Raw genomic sequence first — 16,389 nt, 5'->3', positions numbered from 1 at the left:
AGGCAATACGCAAAATGGAGGAGGGGTAAACGTGGAAGTCATCAAGATTTCCCCCCGCGGCTATTGCTACGGCGTCGTTGACGCTATGGTGCTCGCGCTCAAAACGGCGCAAAACTTCGATCTGCCCCGTCCCATCCACATTCTTGGGATGATCGTGCACAACGCCCATGTGGTTGAATCGTTTGAAAAGATGGGGGTCAAAACGCTGGATGGCGAAGACCGGCTTGCCCTCTTGGATCAAATAGACGAAGGGACAGTCATTTTTACCGCCCATGGCGTTTCGCCGGAGGTGCGAAAAAAAGCTCGTGATAAAGGGCTGACCGTCGTGGATGCGACATGCCCCGATGTCACCAAAACGCATGATTTGATCCGTGAAAAGGTGGCGGAGGGATACCACGTCCTCTACATCGGCAAGAAGGGGCATCCGGAGCCTGAAGGGGCAGTAGGAATCGCTCCTGATCGGGTGCATTTGGTGCAGACCGTAGACGAAATCGAAAAACTGTCGATGCCGACCGACAGACTGATTGTCACCAATCAGACCACGATGAGCCAGTGGGATGTCAAACACCTGATGGACGCGATCATCAAGCGTTATCCGCAAGTAGAGGTCCACAATGAAATTTGCCTGGCCACGCAGGTTCGGCAGGAAGCCGTTGCCGAACAGGCAGGCGAGGCCGATCTGACCATCGTCGTCGGCGATCCCCGCAGCAACAACTCCAACCGGCTCGCTCAGGTAGCGGAAGAGATTGCCGGTGTGCCGGCATATCGGATCGCAGACTTGTCCGAGCTTGATCTGGAGTGGCTGAAAGGGAAAAAGCGGGTGGCTGTAACATCCGGGGCGTCCACCCCGACGCCGCTGACCAAAGAGGTTATCCAGTTTCTCGAGCAATACGACGAAACGAAGCCGGAGACGTGGGATAAGAAAAGAACGGTCAATATGAACAAAATCCTTCCATCGGTAAAGTAAAGCGCCGGCTTTCGTCAGGCGGCTGGCTCACTGCGGCAGGAGAGCCAGAGCCTGTCGATGGGGCGCGGATGCTGAAGACCTGCAAAAGACGAGCACTGTTGGCTCGTCTTTTCTTTGGTCGACCGCCAAACAGTTTGGCGAAAACCTGGTTTTCTTAAATCAGAAGGAGGACTCTATGGAGGGCAAGGTAGGGCGGCATATGAGCTTGTGTGCTTTGTATCTGTTCATCTATTACGGGTACGGGGCGCTTTATCCGCTGATTACTCAGTATTATCAGTCCATTCAGCTCACGGGAACCCAAATCGGCATCATCAGTGCAGTGACTCCTGTTGTTTCCATGGTCACCCAGCCGATTTGGGGAATGATCTGTGATCGTTTTCAGATACGAAAACCTGTATTGATGCTTGCGCTGGTCGCTTCGGGATTGGTCGGTCTGCTCTTTCCGGCGGTTTCGACGTTTGCGCTCGTCTTCCTTATGTACGTCCTGCTCTCTATTTTCCAAAGTGCGCTGGTACCGATCTCGGACAGCATGGCGCTCGGCTATGCCAAACAACATCACCTCCAGTTTGGAGACATTCGCCTATGGGGTGGCGTCGGCTTTGCCGTGGCAGCGCTGTTGACAGGACTCGCTCTGGAGCAATGGGGTACGGGAAGCATTTTCGTTTCCTACTGTGCGGCGTCGCTGATCGCTGTTTGGTTTTTGCGAAATATTCCGGATAATACCGAATCGGCTCCGCGGATTGGCGGGAGCCTCCTTCAGGGCGTGATGGAGCTGATGAAGCTCCCTCGCTATGTCCTTTTTCTCATTGCTTCTTTCTTTATCTACGGAGCCATTAATGCGCACAACATCTGGTTTTCGCTGTACTACCAGCATATTGGCGGCTCTGTCGCCGGCATCGGGCTTGCCTTTATGCTCTTTGCCGGCAGTGAGGCGCCGTTCATGAAGCTGGCCAGTTTCTTTGTCCGCCGCTTCGGCCTGGAGCTGACGATTCTTTTGGCGGGGACTGTTTCTGCCATGCGCTGGCTATGGTACAGCTCGGCGCCGGGGACGACATTTGTGATCGCCTTCTTTTTCCTGCAAGGACTTTCCGTCGGCTTTTATTTGGCCACAGCTTCCCAATTTGTCAGGGACAACACACCGGCTTCTCTGCAAGTGACGGCGCTGTCTTTATTTGTGTCTATCGGGAATGGACTCGGGTCGATGACCTGCAATCTGGTCGGCGGCTGGATCAAGGACCTCTCGTCGATTTTGGAAACGTATTTGTTCTTTGGGATTGCGACTGCTCTAGGCTTGATTCCCTTGCTAGTAATCCGCTATGGGCCGTGGAAGCAGCCCCGGTTTGCCCAAAGCAGCCACCTCTAGCAAAGCTCTTCCGTTGCTAGAGCCATCCAGCGTGAAGGCTAATTGACGATCAAAGTCCCCTGGTAACCGATTTCCGGATAGCCGGGGGTATTGGAGATGAATGGAAATTGGCCTTCCTGCTCAGCCAAAAATTGCAGCGTTGCCGACTGGTTTGGCTTCAGATCGGAGGATTGCACGTTCAATTCGCGGATCACGAGATTGTGCGGGCGAATATCCGTATTGACGATCATCAGGGAGACGGTCTCTCCTTTGTTGACGGATAGCTTGTTGGGCAAGAAACCTGCATTGGAGATGGTTACAGTCTGCACGCGTTGGGCAGTCACTGGAGAGGCATACAGGCGGTACTGATGAATAGCCAGTAACCCCAGTATCAACGCCAACGCGATTAACGGATAGCGAAGCTGCCTGTACCGTTGACGAGTCATATCCCTTCAGCTCCTTTGCGTGTGCGGAATTCTTGGAGGTGTTACTATTATCCTGCCCTGGACCTCTTTGGGATAAACAAGAGAAGTGTTTGCGGCCGAAAAGCGCAGAGGAACGTAGAGAAGCAAAAAAGGAGAGCGGGGAGGCTCTCTTTTTTTGGTCAGGAAAGAGACTGAAAATCGCGGATCAAGGAAATGGCCATATACAATGCGATAGCCCAGATAATCAGCGCGGAGACGATGTTTAGCCCGCGGAGCAGTCTGCCGGAGGTGTCGAGCTTTCCAGCGGTTCTTCCGGCGATGGCAAGCGCCAGAAACCAGAGCCAGGAGACCAGGATGCAGGAGAGGGAAAAGGCCCATTTCAGCGTACCCGTATACTGAAGCGAGCTCGTTCCGATGACCCCGATCGTGTCCAGGATGGCATGCGGATTCAACAGGGAAACGGACGCGGCGAACATGATCTGCCGCTTGGGCGTGAAGCGCTCCGCTGCCTCTTTGTCCACAGCCGGGCGGCTGCGCCAGGTCATGAAGCCCATATATGCGAGGAAACAGACACCGATTGCAAACAGGATCATTTTCAGCCAGGCAAAGGTAAGGACGACCAGTGAAACACCGAGCACAGCCAGCAAAATAAGGGCGGTATCACAAAGAGCAGCCGTGATGACGACTGGCAGTGCACGCCAGAGAGTAGGCTGCAGTGCTCCCTGGTTAAAGACAAATACGTTTTGCACACCTAGCGGCAGTATTAAGCCAAGTGCGAGTGCGAAACCGTGCGCGATTGCTTCCCACATGCGGGAGCCTCCTTTGTATCCTTTTCATAGGTTTTAGCGTACGTGAAAAAACGGAGAATGTCTCCAGCCAATTGGTTTGCTTTGAGACCAACCAATTCGTAAAATAGCAACAAAACGAACTGTCGGAAAAGGAGGGGAATGCTGTGATGCTGAAGCTGGACTGGAAGCCGGACAAACATGCTGACCTGCCTGTTTATTTGCAAATCATCCAGTATATAAAGGAAAAGATCGCAAGCGGCGAATGGCCGGTTCATACCCGACTTCCCACGCAAAGGGCGATGGCGGAGGCTTGGGGGGTAAATCGCAGTACAGTGGTCACGGCCTTGGACGAGCTAAAAGCGGAAGGACTGATCGAGTCTGTAGTGGGAAGCGGAACGGTCGTAAGCAACAATACATGGTCCGTTCTCGCATCCGCAGCGCCTCCCGATTGGATGAGCTATGTACAGACAGGAGATCATCCGTCCAATATGCAGACGATACAGGACATCAACAAATACGAGAGTGATCCTTCCATGATCCGTCTGGGAACGGGAGAGCTGTCCCCCGACCTGTTGCCGCTCAGGGAAACGGAAGAGATCCTCGGTTCGCTGCGGGGACGCCTTACCCACCTGGGCTACTCGGAGCCAAAGGGCTGGATGCCGCTGCGCAAGGCCGTCAGCGGCTATCTGCGGACAAGAGGGATTGAGGCGTCGCCCGCATCGATACTGATCGTGTCGGGAGCCTTGCAAGCCCTGCAATTGATCTCGCAAGGTATCCTGCGACAGGGCTCCGGTATTCTCCTGGAGCGACCTTCCTACCTTTACTCGCTATCGGTTTTCCAAGCTTCCCGGATGCGCCTGCTGGGGATTCCGATGGATGACGAAGGAATACGGCCGGAGTCTTTGGCCAGGCAAAAGCAGCTCCGGGATGCGGCTCTTTTGTATACGATTCCTTCTTTTCACAATCCGACCGGCACGCTCATGTCTGAAGACAGAAGACGTCAGGTCATGGCTATTTGCGAACGGGAGCGGCTTCCGATCCTGGAGGACGATGTGTACGGCGAGCTGTGGCTGGACGAGCCGGGACCGCTGCCGCTGAAAGCGCTGGACCAGAACGGGCTTGTCCTGTACACCGGGAGCCTGTCCAAGACGCTCAGCCCCGGGCTGCGTATCGGATGGATCGTCGGGCCGGAGCCGGTGATCGAGCGGCTGGCCGATGTCAAAATGCAGACAGATTACGGTGCAAGCGCTCTGTCCCAGTTGGCTGCGGCAGAGTGGCTGCGGGGAAATCGCTACGAGCAACACTTGAAGCGGGTAAGAGCGTCGCTGAAAGAGCGGAGGAACCTGACATGCAGTGCTCTTTCTCGCTGGTTTTCCGGCATTGCCGAATGGCAGGAGCCGCGTGGCGGGTTTTACATCTGGCTGCGCCTAGAGCAGGCGAGATCCATGCGGACGCTCTTTTTACGGGCGCTCTCCGAGGGAATCCTGCTGAACCCCGGATATGTGTATGACCAAACAGACAGTCAGCATATGCGTCTTTCCTACGCTTACGCAAGCGAGGAGGACCTGGAGCATGCGCTGTACCGGCTCTCGCAGTTATTGCGGAAGTAGCGGGTTTATCGCGGCGGGAAAAAGGGTAGGGAAATCCATACAAAAACATGTCGGGAAAGCCATTGCTGGGGGGATTCCATGAAAACAAAAAAACAGACAAGCATCGTGACAAATATCGTGATCATCATCGGAGTGGTGATGCTTTTATTGGCGGCTGTCAATGCGCTTAGTCTTTATTTGCACAACAGCAATGCCGTAGAAAAGTCGATCTCCGCTTTCGGGATGGATTTGGCCCGGAATGCGGCAGCACAGGTGGACATCGGGACGTATCAACGCTTCCTGGAAAACCCTGTGGAGGGCGAGGACTATTGGAGCATCCGGAATCAATTGGACGACATTCGCAAGAAAATGGGGGCAAAGTACATTTATACGATTCAGGTAGATGAGGCAGAAAACGTGAAGCTGATGATCGATGGCTTGCCCAAAGGGGAGCCGAATGCAGCCGAGATCGGCGATGAGGCTTCCACCTTGACGTACAAGGAGCTGGTTCCTGTTCTCAACGGGGGAACAGCCAGTCAGCCGATCGTCCATGATGCCAAATACAATGAGGACTACCTTTCTGCATTTGCCCCATTGGTCCAGTCTGGCAAGGTGGTAGGCATTCTCGGCGTCGATATTGATGCTTCGGCTGTCCAAGGCATCATCTCGAAGGTCCAATGGGAAAGCCTGCCCGCTACGCTTTCACTCAATTTGATTGTCTCCTTCCTCGCCGCGATCTGTCTGGCGCTGTTCATTCGCAGGAGGCTGCGTCCTCTGCGCCAAATCAGCGAAAAGGCCGGGGAAGTCTCAGCCGGAAAACTCGCGGAAGCGGATTTTGCCTATTCGAGAAAAGACGAGATCGGCCTGATTATGGATTCTTTTTCCCAGATGATTGCGCACCTCAGAGAGCTGATTGGCGATGTGAAAACAGCGGCTGGACAAATGGATCAAATGACCGACGAAATGGCCCGCAGCATGCAAAACGTAGAGGAACAGGCACTTGCAATCGGCACGGCGAGCAGCGAGATCGCGCGGGGGAACGAGCAGACGGCCCGGTCTGTCGAAGCCATCTCCGGGCTCAATGGCGAGTTGACGGATAAGATTCAAAACGTGAATCAACAGGTGCAAGACATGCAGCGCCTGGGCAGAGACGTTTTGCGGACAGGAGAAGAAAGCCGGCTGCAGCTAGAGTCCTTCCTGTCGCATTCCAGAGAAACGTCAGCCCAGCTCAGACAAGTCAATTCCGGTATGGAACGGCTGGTGCAAAAGTCGGCTGACATCGGCAGCGTCGTGACCACGATTCAGGAAATTGCCGGGCAGACGAATCTGCTCGCACTAAATGCGGCCATCGAGAGCGCCAGGGCGGGGGAAGCGGGGAAAGGCTTCGCTGTCGTCGCCCAAGAGGTGCGAAAGCTGGCCGAGAAAACCTCCGAAGCGACCCTGGTGATCCAAAGAAATGTGCAGGATGTCATCGGAGAAGTAAACCGGGTGACAAGTGAATTGGAATTGACGATGTCGAAGTACGAAGAGGAGTCCGAAAAGATCAAGGGCGTTTCTGACGGAGTATCCCGTCTGGCAGCCATCACGGACGCTTTGCAGATGGCTCTGGAGCAAGTCGTAGTCATTACGGATGAGATGAGCCGATTCCAGCAGTCGATTCGGCAGGACGTCCTTTCCGTGACCGCGGTTTCCGAGCAGACCGCTGCTTCGGCCGAGGAGGTCACCGCTACGATCCAGGAGGTTGGGGAACATATCCGGCAGGTTGCGAGGGAAGCAGAAGAGGTAGCAGTCCACATCAGGCAGCTGCGGCAAAAGACTGATATTTTTGTGCTGTAGTCATTAACGCCAAGCGGTATTGCATTGCGTACATCGATTTCAAAGCAAAGGGACATCCGGTCGTGGATGTCCCTTCTTTCGTGTTTCTCCCATCAATGATAAGGAAATTGGCTGGAGTACCCGCTGAACTGCTGATATGCCTGCTGCAGCTTTTGCTGCTCTTCTGCCTCCAGCTTGTACCAGCCCTTTTGGAACATCAGATTGTACATTTCCCGAGCGCTCTGGTGCGTCTCGTTCAAGATTTGCAAGAGGTCGTCGTACAACTGCTGATGGCTGGCTTCCCGTACGGCAACATTGAGGCTGTCAGTCAGGTATTTGCACGTGGCAAGGCCATCGTTGATAAAGTCCCGATCGTTCATCTGCGGTCCTTTTACCTGGGGGAGCTGTCCGCTTTGTGGATTGGCAATCTGATTTTGATTGGGCATCAGGTTTCCCCTCCCTTTACTGGGCCTGGTTTTGCTGTTGCTGCGCTTGGGCTTGTATCTGAGGGATGGAAGCCATCACCGCGGCGTTGTTGACCTGCAAATGGGTCAACAGCTTCTGGTAGTGCCGCTGGTGCATTTGGCCTGCTTTTTCCAAAGCCTGCTTCACTTCCGGATCGGTCGCTTGCTGGGCAAAAAAGTGAAGCTTTTTAAAGGCCAAAAGCTGCCATGACAGGGCATCCTTCAGGTAGCTGCAGTCCTTTGTGGTGATTGCGCGGGGAGGCTGGGGAATCGGCACTTGTGTTTGCTGCGGAGCAGTCATCATTGCAGGCATCGGTGTTCTCCTTTCATTAACCATGATGGGATACACACGTATTAGCATGGGGCAAGCCAAAGGGGAATATCCTTGCAGGAAGGAAGCAAAAAAAGGCTGGAAGCAGAGAACTGCCCCAGCCCTTTATTTTTCCAATTCGAGTTGAACCACTTTCAGATCGATGCTTGCGGGTGCGATGTTCAGACAATACGTCGCTTCCTCGTGAAGCGCTTGCTGAATCCGGTGAGCAAGCGGCTGCAGGGGAGTGCCGAAGGGCAGACGCAGCGTCAGGGAAACCTCCAGACGCGGCAAATCCTCAAACGTATAGACTGTTTTTTGCAGCTGCGTGACCTCGGGAAATCGGGCGCATGTAACCTGAACGATTTTTCGCAAAACCTGGGGATGAATCATGATTCGTCCGCCAGTAAACGAAGGGTGGACGACGGTCGTTTCGCCGATCACTTCTTTTTTCGGGGAAAAAATTTGTTGGGCGGAGGCGATCAGGCGCTGCAGCAAATCCTTTTCCACCTCGACCCGCGGAATCGGGATCACATGCTTTCCCTGCGTCTCCCGGATGTAGCGGGCTGCTTCAATCTCCTGCTGGGGCTTGATCGATTCGATCGGGATGTAGCGGACAGGGTCCGGCAGTCCGAGCGCTTCGACGATTCGGGAGATCATCCGGCGGGAGGTGCCAAGGATCAGCAAGCGCTCCGGATTGGTCAGCGCGAGCGTCCGGCGCACTTCATCGGCGTGGTCCTGGTAGTGAAAAATGGCCCGTTTTACCGCCTGTATTTTTGTTTTTTCATATTTGGCGGAAGTCCCGGCCAGCTTGCGTCCCTGATGGATCAGAATGCCGTCGTCAATGATGGCGTCAATCCCCAGCTGATGGGCAAGCTGGAGGGCGCTCGTGCTTTTTCCGGTTCCGCTTGTTCCAAAAAGGGCGTAGATCTCCATGCATGTTCTCCTCGTTCGGTTCATTTCTACCAGTATACACGAAAGCGGGCCCCAGCGGAAAAGCCCGAGGGCTTATTGGTACTGGGCACCGAGTTCACGGGCCCGCTCGGCTGCGCGAAGAACAGCTGAAGTGATCGCTTGTTGAAAGCGGAACGATTCCAGCACCTCCAGGCCAGCTTGAGTGGTGCCTCCCGGACTGGTCACCTTTTTCCGGAGAAGGGCAGGTTCGTCCGTAGTGTGCAGCAGCATCTGGGCTGCCCCGAGCAGAGTCTGGACCGTCAGCTTCCGGGCCATCTCCCTGGAAAGGCCGGCTTTCTCGCCTGCACCTTCCATCGCTTCCACCAGATAGTAAATGTATGCAGGGCCGCTGCCGGACAGACCTGTGATGATGTCCAGCTCTTCCTCGGCAACGGTGTAGACGGAACCGATTGCTTCAAACAGCAGGGTGGCGAGCTGGAGCTGTTCCTTTGTGACAAAGCGGTTGGCTGCCATGCCGGTCGCCGACAAGCCGATGGCGGACGAAGTGTTGGGCATCGTTCTGACGATCGGGCAGTCGATATCGAGCCATTCGCCGAGGCAATCGGTAGAGACACCGGCGATGACGGAGATGATCAGCTGCTCCTTGCGTACCAATCCTCTCAGGCTTTGGCAGGCCTCGGCAGCGTCCTTCGGCTTCATCGCCAGGATCAGGATGTCCGATTGGGAAATCAATGTATGTTTATTGGAGCACGCGGATACGCCAAATTGTTCTGACAGCCATTGAAGACGATCCTGGTTGCAGCGATTGGTGATCAGCACCTGCTCCGGCAAAAGCAATCGGTTTTTGACGATACCGGCCAGCATGGCTTCTACGATGGAGCCTGCGCCGAGAAAGCCGATGCGCACGGTTTGAAGGTTGATGCTACTCATGCTGAATCCTCCTCTGTCTGCGCGGGGACCTGCCTGCCAGTCGCCTTCCCAGGCGGGCAGCGGTGCAGGCGAGCCCACTTGCAGCTGATTTGTTTGTATTAGCGGATCTGGCCAGAGCCGCGGACGACGTACTTGCTGGTCGTCAGGGCGGTCAAACCCATCGGGCCGCGTGCATGCAGTTTTTGAGTACTGATGCCGATCTCCGCGCCGAAGCCGAATTCTCCTCCGTCTGTAAAGCGGGTCGACGCATTGTGATAAACCGCAGCGGCATCTACACGGGACAGAAACAACTCGGCTCTCTCTTTGTCCGAAGCGACGATGGCTTCCGAATGCCCCGTTCCGTGGCTTTCGATATGCCCGATGGCGTCATCAAGACTGTCAACAGTGGCGACTGCCAGGGTCAGACTCAAGTATTCGGTATCCCAATCCGCTGACGAAGCTGCTGCCAATCGGTTCGCAAGAGCGGGGTGGAGCAACCGTGTCTTTTCGCAGGCGCGAAGCTCGATTCCGGCTGAAAGCAGCTTGGCAAGCAGTCTGTTTTGCAAATCTTGCGGCCAGTTGCGGTGGACGAGCAGAGTTTCGGCGGCGTTGCACACAGCCGGGCGGCTTGACTTCGCGTTTAGGATGATCGCTTCGGCCATGTCGTAGTCGGCCGTTTTGTCGATGTAGACGTGGCAGTTTCCGACCCCTGTTTCCAGAACGGCCACAGTCGACTTTTGCAGTACGCGCTGGATCAGCGAAGCGCCTCCGCGAGGAATGATGACGTCGATCAAGCCGTTTGCGGTGCACAATAGATCTACAGCTTCATGATCCGGATAAGGCAGGTACTGAACGGCTTCTTCGGGGAGGCCGGATTGGACCAGCGCTTTGCGGATGCATTCGGTGAGCGCGAGGTTGCTGGAAAGTGCGCTTCGGCTGCCACGCAGGACGATCGCGTTTCCTGTCTTCAGGGCGATTGCCGCCGCATCGACAGTGACGTTGGGACGTGCCTCGTAGACGATGCCGACCACGCCGAGCGGGACGCGGATTTGCTCGATAACCAGACCGTTTGGACGAGTCCAGCGCTCCATGATTTCACCGACCGGATCGGTTTGCTTTGCGAGCTGATGCAGGCTGTCCACCAAATCCTGCAGCCGCTCAGGCGTCAGTCGCAGCCGATCCAGGTAGGCGGCGGGCTGACCATCCTGCTGGGCCTTGATCAGGTCTTGCTCGTTTGCCGCCAGGATCGCCGTCTGGTTTTGCAGCAGCTGTCTGCCTGCTTCGCAAAGGGCGGCGTCTTTGGCTTCCTGCTTGAAGCGGGCCAACTGGCGGGACGCTTCCTTTGCCAGCTTCATTTGCCCATACAATTTCTCTTTCAGGGCGCTCTCCATGGTTCTCATCTCCCTTTCCAATACGTCAGCGGCTACTGCCGTTTATTTGTCTTTCTAGGTTAAAAAGGCGGCTTCCGTCCATTGATCGCGGTGGATTACCGTACCGCTTGGCTTCGCCGGGTGATGCGCTGACAACAGGTCTTGCAATTCGCTCGCGTCATAACGGCTTACGCCTCTGCCGATCAGGCGGCCGTCGCAGTACACGTCGATCACCTCGCCCTGCAGGAAACTTCCGCTGACCTCCAGAACGCCTGCTATCAGCAAGCTTCTCCGCTTTTCCAGGACAGCCTCTGCCGCCCCGGAGTCAATCGTGATCTGGCCGCTGACAGGGGAGTGCAGGGCAATCCATTGCTTGCGGGTCGGAAGAGCGTGCAGCGGCGGTTCTTCCGGCTTGTGGCCGACGTACGTGCCCTTCCCTTGGCCGCGCAACACGGCAATCAGGTCGTCCGGCTCTCCCAAGCGCCCGATGAAGGTAGAGATGCCCAGATGATGGGCTGTTTTGGCAGCGATGAGCTTGGAACGCATTCCGCCTGTACCGAGCCGGGAAGCGCCACCGGCAAGCGCCTCCACGTCTTCTGTGATCGCAGGCAGGTGAGGAATGCGAACGGCGTCGTCATGGCTGCGCGGATCTTTGTCGTACAGACCATCCGTATCCGTCAAAATAAGATAGAGATCGGCGTGAACGAGACCGGCAACGAGCGCGCCCAGCATGTCGTTGTCGCCGAAGGTAAGCTCTTCCACAGAGACTGTGTCGTTTTCGTTGATGATCGGCAGCACGCCTTTCTCCAAAAGGAGCGACAGCGTCTGGAAAGCGTGTTGATACCGTCCCCGGTGAGAAAAGTCGCTGCGTGTAAGCAATATTTGCGCAATTGTGATCCCGTAGGACCCGAAAAGCTGTGTATAGGTCTGCATCAGCAGGCTCTGGCCGATCGCGGCTGCTGCTTGTTTGGCTGCCAGCGTTCGCGGTCGCTGCTGATACCCCAGTCCCCGAAAACCGCTCGCCACCGCGCCCGAGGAGACCAAAACGACCTGGTGTCCTGCCTCCCGCAGCTTGCTTACAGCGGAGACGAGCAGAGACATCTTGTACGGGTCGCAGCCTCCACCCGCAGCGGCAAGCGAGCTGCTGCCCACCTTTACAACCAGCCGCAATTTTCCCTTTTTCATCTCAGAGCCTCCTTGTCTAGAAAAATAAAAAACCCTTTCGTTCCTCGACATAAGGACGAAAGGGTTCATTTACCTTCGCGGTACCACCTTACTTGACGATAGGAGCACGTTGGATGCTCGGATATCGTCCAGCTCTCTTTCTTTGATAACAGGTGAAAGAAACCTGTCCAGGTCATCCCTGGCAGCTCTGGGGGTGGGTTCAAACCGTATCGCGGGCGAAATCTCTCAGCCGCTGAATTTCGCTCTCTGGTCCGGACATGCGATTTTACTAGTCCCCGTCATTGCAATCCGTATGCGCTTATTAATTCATAATTATTCGCATGGAGGGATAAAAATGTCAAGAGGGTTATTCAAATTGTTCGCTGCCGTACGCACCCGTTCTCGATTTGATTTCATACCGCTTTGTTTTTTTGTCGCGAACGAGCAAATACGTAATCGTCCTTTCCGACGCAAAAGAAGGGGAGGTGGCCTCGTTCACCGTGACGAGCAGCCCGTCTGCCGTTTTTTCCAAGCTCGTGTTGCCGGTCGAAATCAATACCGGATACAGGGCGGAGGGCCCTGCCAGATAGACCTTTCCCTTGACTATCTTAGTAGTCAGATTGTCGTACATCCGCTCAGCCAAGGGGCGAGTCCAGTAGCGGGAAAAATAGGAGACGATTTTCTCCCGGCTGTCAAAGCGGGAGGGAAGGGCACGATAGGTCAAGCCGTCTTCGCGGATCGGCTTTCTTTTGCTTTCCATCGCCGCAAAGTAAAGCTCCTCCCAGACGTGTTCAGCCCTGTTGAGGAAAATAACCGTATCGGCCTTGCTCTCCCCCAGTTTTTGTACAGCGATTTGTCTTTCTTGTCTTTGCGTCGTTTTGGCTTTTCCCTTCTCGTCCTGCGGTCCCGCATTGCAGCCAGCGAAGAGAGCAGCCGCCACAAACAGAATCAACCATCGTTTCATGCCAGCACCTCACTTCTCCTCACATGATTCTCTTTATCTAGCATGCCTGCGGGAGAGAACAGCCAATCGCGTTAACTTTTTCCTGACAGGGCAAGAAAGACCAGGTGAAAGAAACAGGAAACAGATAGGGGTTGTTTCCAACCAGTATTTACGGCTATCATGAAGGGAGTCATGCAGTTCGAATAGTTGAGGTGGATAATCATGTTTGGTTTTGGAAAAAAAGTGAAAAAGCTGGAAGGTACGGACGTACTGATCATTAAGACAGAAGAAGCAGCCAACCGGAATTTTTATCAGGTGGCCTTTCCCAGCATGTATGCAAACGATATTGTGAGCATGTTGAAAAAATTGGAGCGCTCTTCTTTCAACAAGCCCGAATACCTCGGTGAGATCGGCGGTTTTCGCATGGTTACCCACCTGGAAGCCATGATGGACATCACTGTCATGGACGAGGCAGACATGGAAGGGCATCCGGTGCAAATCCAGGACTTTGCCAATATTTTGCTGCGCCGTCTGGAAGCGCTGGAAGAGCGCGGCGTGCTGGGCGACAATGAAGATATTGCCTTTATCATGGGCGAATTGACCATGCTCAGAGACGGAAGCTTCATTCCGCAAGCCTAATGAACAGAATGCGGCAAACAGTTGCATCCAAAAAGGAGAGTGAATTTGTTCACTGCTCCTTTTTGTTTTGTTTGATAAATTTGGGGAATTGCGCAAATTCCGATATATGCAACCAATAAGCCGGTTAAAACGTACTTAAACAGGGGACCTTCCTTCCCAGCGGCACATATGAGGAGGTACATGATGATAGAACTCCAAGGAGTTACCAAAAGCTACAACGGCTCGACAAAAGCGGTCGACAACCTTCAGTTGACCATTCCGAGAGGCGAGATATTCGGTTTTCTGGGGCCAAATGGCGCAGGGAAAACAACCACTATCAAAATGATTACGGGGATCACTCGTCCTGACCGGGGAACGGTGCTGATCAATGGAAAGGATATTTTGACCGATACAGTTGCGGCCAAGCGCCAGTTTGGCTTTGTACCCGACAGCCCGGATCTGTTTTTGCGGCTGAGAGGATTGGAATACGTCAATTTCATGGCGGATATGTACGAGGTTCCGCACAGCCTGCGCAAGGAACGGATCGAAGTTCTGGCGAAACGGTTCGACATGATCGATGCCCTGACCGATCCCATCCAGAGCTATTCCCACGGAATGAGGCAAAAAATCATTATCATGGGAGTGCTCATCCACGAGCCGGAAGTCTGGATTATGGACGAACCGCTGACCGGTCTCGATCCGAAATCATCCTATACCCTGAAAGAAATGATGCGGGAGCACGCCGACTCCGGAAGGACTGTGCTTTTCTCGACTCACGTACTGGAAGTGGCGGAAAAGCTGTGCGATCGGGTAGCCATTATCAACAAAGGAGTCCTGCAGTTCTGCGGTACATTCCGCGAGATGCAGGAGCACTTCCAGTCCGATGAATCACTGGAGCGCTTGTTCCTGGAGATGACCGATCATGAATAAGACCTGGCAATTGACAAAAGTGATGCTGAAAAACGGCAGCGGCTTTTTGGGAGGCAAAGCAAAGGACAGGTGGAAAAAGATTGCGCTGCTGCTGTTGGCTTGTCTCGGCCTGTTGCCGTTGATGTCGGCCTACGTCATGATTGCATCAGCGCTCTATGACGGCCTGAAGCTGGTCGGACAGGAAACGGTTCTGTTGGGGTTGGGGCTGGCTGCAGCCTGCTTGGGCATCTTTGTTCTCGGCATTTTTTACGTTCTATCCGTCTTTTTTTATTCACAGGACATTGAGCATCTGCTCCCTCTGCCGCTCAAGCCCGCTCAGATTATCGGCGCGAAGTTTCTCGTCACGCTTCTGTACGAGTATGCGACGGTGGCGATCCTTTTAGGACCTCTTTTGATTACGTACGGAGTCAAAAGCGGCGCAGGCGTCCTTTACTACCTGCACATGCTGATCACTTTTTTGGTGCTGCCGGTCATTCCTGTCGTCCTAGCCTCGCTTGTGGCGATGGTGTTCATGCGGTTTACCAACATCGGCAAGAGTAAAGACCGCTTCCGGCTGGTCGGCGGCTTGGTGGCCACCGCGATCGCGATCGGGTTTCAGGCAATCGTGCAGCGGGGGGCAAGTACGATTGAGAACGCAGAGCAGCTTCAGGAAATGATTTTGTCAGACAAAAATATGTTTTTGTCGCTCGTCACACAGATGTTTCCGACGAGCAGACTGGGCGCGATGGCTTTGGCAGAAGCAGGCACGTTAGTCGGCATCGGCTATCTTGGGGCTTTCCTGTTCATCTCCGCAGCCTTCGGAGCAGCGCTCATTATTCTCGGTGATCGGTTGTATTTGAAAGGCGTTATGGGCATTTCGGAAACGGCTGCGAAGCGCCAGCGGGCCAGTGCGGAAGAGTTTGACCGCATGACGGGAAAACGTTCCGCCTTCCTCGCCTACGCGATCAAAGAGTGGAAAACGCTGTTCCGGACACCTGCCTTTCTGCTCAACTGCGTGCTTTCCAGTCTCTTTTTGCCGTTTATTGCTTTTCTGCCCTTGGCGACACGCTCAGATGGCTTGTCCGGCCTTTCCGCATACGGGGAGATGCTTCAATCGGAGACAGCGGCAGGGATCGGCATTGCAATCGCAGTGGCCGCAGCCATGTTTATTACGACCACGGGGAGCATCTCTGTAACGGCAATTTCTCGGGAGGGACAGAACTTTTTCGTCAACAAGTTTCTGCCGGTTCCCGCTTCGGTGATCATCTTGGCAAAAATTGTACCGGGATGTATTTTAGGCGTTTTCAGCCTGCTATTGATGGAGGTTCTGGCGGGTATCGCACTGCAAGCTCCTGTCTCCTTTCTGCTCCTGTCTTTTGTGGCGGCTGTCCCGGGAATCCTGTTTATCAATCTGATTGGGATCATGATCGACCTGAACATGCCCAAGCTGGATTGGGACTCGGAGCAAAAAGCGGTGAAGCAGAACATGAACACGCTCATACCGCTCATCATCATGCTGGCTGTTTCCGGATTGATTTTCTTCTTTGTGATCCAGGGAGATGCCGCAAGCTCCATGGTTGCCGGCACTGTATGCGTCCTGTTTGTGATCGTGGACCTGATTCTGTATCGTATATTGATGAAAAAAGGACCAGGCTGGATGGAAAAAATCGACTGATCATTTGCAAGCTGTCACCGGGGGCCTCAGGGTCTCCGGTTTTTCTGTTTTCAAAACGATTCTTTGGAACTAACGATGATTGTACATAAAGCCGTTTATTTTTTCTGGTGATGGGCGAAAGGAACTATTTTTAGTTCCTGAAGACTACTTCTATCTGTTCAATTTTTCTGGCAATCTTTACAATTG

16 protein-coding genes are annotated in these 16,389 nt (G+C 54.2%); 7 read left to right on the top strand and 9 right to left on the bottom strand.

Translation table 11 applies throughout. The annotated features are described in order from the left end of the window. Positions 1 to 31: 31 nt before the first annotated feature. Positions 32 to 967: a 4-hydroxy-3-methylbut-2-enyl diphosphate reductase gene (locus EDM54_RS03655; RefSeq protein ID WP_003391276.1), complete on the top strand. Its 936-nt coding sequence runs from the start codon at positions 32 to 34 to the stop codon at positions 965 to 967. Between the two features lie 175 nt (positions 968 to 1,142). After that, on the top strand, positions 1,143 to 2,330 hold the full coding sequence (locus tag EDM54_RS03650; RefSeq protein ID WP_122957781.1) for an MFS transporter: 1,188 nt from the start codon (positions 1,143 to 1,145) through the stop codon (positions 2,328 to 2,330). A gap of 38 nt (positions 2,331 to 2,368) precedes the next feature. On the opposite strand, the gene EDM54_RS03645 is transcribed toward EDM54_RS03650, so the two are convergent. Both EDM54_RS03645 and EDM54_RS03640 read right to left on the bottom strand, forming a co-directional pair. Further along, positions 2,369 to 2,755: a cupredoxin domain-containing protein gene (locus tag EDM54_RS03645; RefSeq protein ID WP_003391281.1), complete on the bottom strand. Its 387-nt coding sequence runs from the start codon at positions 2,753 to 2,755 to the stop codon at positions 2,369 to 2,371. 158 nt (positions 2,756 to 2,913) lie between these two features. Further along, complete coding sequence (locus tag EDM54_RS03640; RefSeq protein ID WP_003391283.1) at positions 2,914 to 3,543, bottom strand: LysE/ArgO family amino acid transporter; 630 nt, start codon at positions 3,541 to 3,543, stop codon at positions 2,914 to 2,916. Positions 3,544 to 3,689: 146 nt separating this feature from the next. Here EDM54_RS03640 and pdxR point away from each other — a divergent pair, with 146 nt between their 5' ends. After that, positions 3,690 to 5,132, top strand: a complete 1,443-nt coding sequence (gene pdxR / locus EDM54_RS03635; RefSeq protein WP_122957785.1) for a MocR-like pyridoxine biosynthesis transcription factor PdxR — start codon at positions 3,690 to 3,692, stop codon at positions 5,130 to 5,132. 78 nt (positions 5,133 to 5,210) lie between these two features. Next, entirely contained in the window at positions 5,211 to 6,947 is a 1,737-nt protein-coding gene (locus tag EDM54_RS26360; RefSeq protein WP_003391288.1) for a methyl-accepting chemotaxis protein, read from the top strand. A gap of 92 nt (positions 6,948 to 7,039) precedes the next feature. Here the strand turns inward: EDM54_RS26360 and EDM54_RS03625 are convergent, their stop codons facing one another. The 7 genes from EDM54_RS03625 to EDM54_RS03595 form a co-directional block, all read right to left on the bottom strand. Next, positions 7,040 to 7,372 (bottom strand): spore coat protein, encoded by a 333-nt coding sequence (locus EDM54_RS03625; RefSeq protein WP_003391289.1) that lies wholly within the window; start codon positions 7,370 to 7,372, stop codon positions 7,040 to 7,042. A gap of 16 nt (positions 7,373 to 7,388) precedes the next feature. Then, positions 7,389 to 7,703 (bottom strand): ferritin-like domain-containing protein, encoded by a 315-nt coding sequence (locus tag EDM54_RS03620; RefSeq protein ID WP_003391291.1) that lies wholly within the window; start codon positions 7,701 to 7,703, stop codon positions 7,389 to 7,391. Positions 7,704 to 7,826: 123 nt separating this feature from the next. Next, positions 7,827 to 8,636, bottom strand: coding sequence for a hypothetical protein (locus EDM54_RS03615; protein ID WP_003391293.1), 810 nt, complete (start codon positions 8,634 to 8,636; stop codon positions 7,827 to 7,829). A 72-nt stretch (positions 8,637 to 8,708) separates the two neighbouring features. Further along, a complete protein-coding gene (gene proC / locus EDM54_RS03610) occupies positions 8,709 to 9,545 on the bottom strand; it encodes a pyrroline-5-carboxylate reductase (RefSeq protein WP_003391295.1) in 837 nt (278 codons plus the stop codon). A gap of 98 nt (positions 9,546 to 9,643) precedes the next feature. Continuing rightward, the gene (locus tag EDM54_RS03605) at positions 9,644 to 10,915 is read right to left on the bottom strand and encodes a glutamate-5-semialdehyde dehydrogenase (RefSeq protein WP_039071009.1); all 1,272 of its coding nucleotides are present in this window, start codon (positions 10,913 to 10,915) and stop codon (positions 9,644 to 9,646) included. A 54-nt stretch (positions 10,916 to 10,969) separates the two neighbouring features. Beyond that, entirely contained in the window at positions 10,970 to 12,079 is a 1,110-nt protein-coding gene (gene proB / locus EDM54_RS03600) for a glutamate 5-kinase (protein ID WP_003391301.1), read from the bottom strand. Between the two features lie 346 nt (positions 12,080 to 12,425). Next, complete coding sequence (locus tag EDM54_RS03595) at positions 12,426 to 13,022, bottom strand: DL-endopeptidase inhibitor IseA family protein (protein ID WP_122957780.1); 597 nt, start codon at positions 13,020 to 13,022, stop codon at positions 12,426 to 12,428. 201 nt (positions 13,023 to 13,223) lie between these two features. Here EDM54_RS03595 and EDM54_RS03590 point away from each other — a divergent pair, with 201 nt between their 5' ends. The 3 genes from EDM54_RS03590 to EDM54_RS03575 all read left to right on the top strand — a co-directional run bounded on the left by EDM54_RS03590 (position 13,224) and on the right by EDM54_RS03575 (position 16,203). Continuing rightward, positions 13,224 to 13,640, top strand: a complete 417-nt coding sequence (locus tag EDM54_RS03590) for a hypothetical protein (RefSeq protein WP_003391307.1) — start codon at positions 13,224 to 13,226, stop codon at positions 13,638 to 13,640. Between the two features lie 183 nt (positions 13,641 to 13,823). Beyond that, positions 13,824 to 14,549, top strand: a complete 726-nt coding sequence (locus tag EDM54_RS03580) for an ABC transporter ATP-binding protein (protein WP_003391310.1) — start codon at positions 13,824 to 13,826, stop codon at positions 14,547 to 14,549. After that, positions 14,542 to 16,203, top strand: coding sequence for a putative ABC transporter permease subunit (locus EDM54_RS03575; protein ID WP_122957779.1), 1,662 nt, complete (start codon positions 14,542 to 14,544; stop codon positions 16,201 to 16,203). Before EDM54_RS03580 ends, EDM54_RS03575 begins: the two co-directional genes overlap by 8 nt. Positions 16,204 to 16,389: the final 186 nt, after the last annotated feature.

It is taken from the genome of Brevibacillus borstelensis (genome assembly GCF_003710865.1).
Classification (GTDB): Bacteria; Bacillota; Bacilli; order Brevibacillales; family Brevibacillaceae; genus Brevibacillus; species Brevibacillus borstelensis.
The sequence above is the reverse complement of the archived record's forward strand: the minus strand, read 5'-3'. Positions and strand labels throughout refer to the sequence as shown.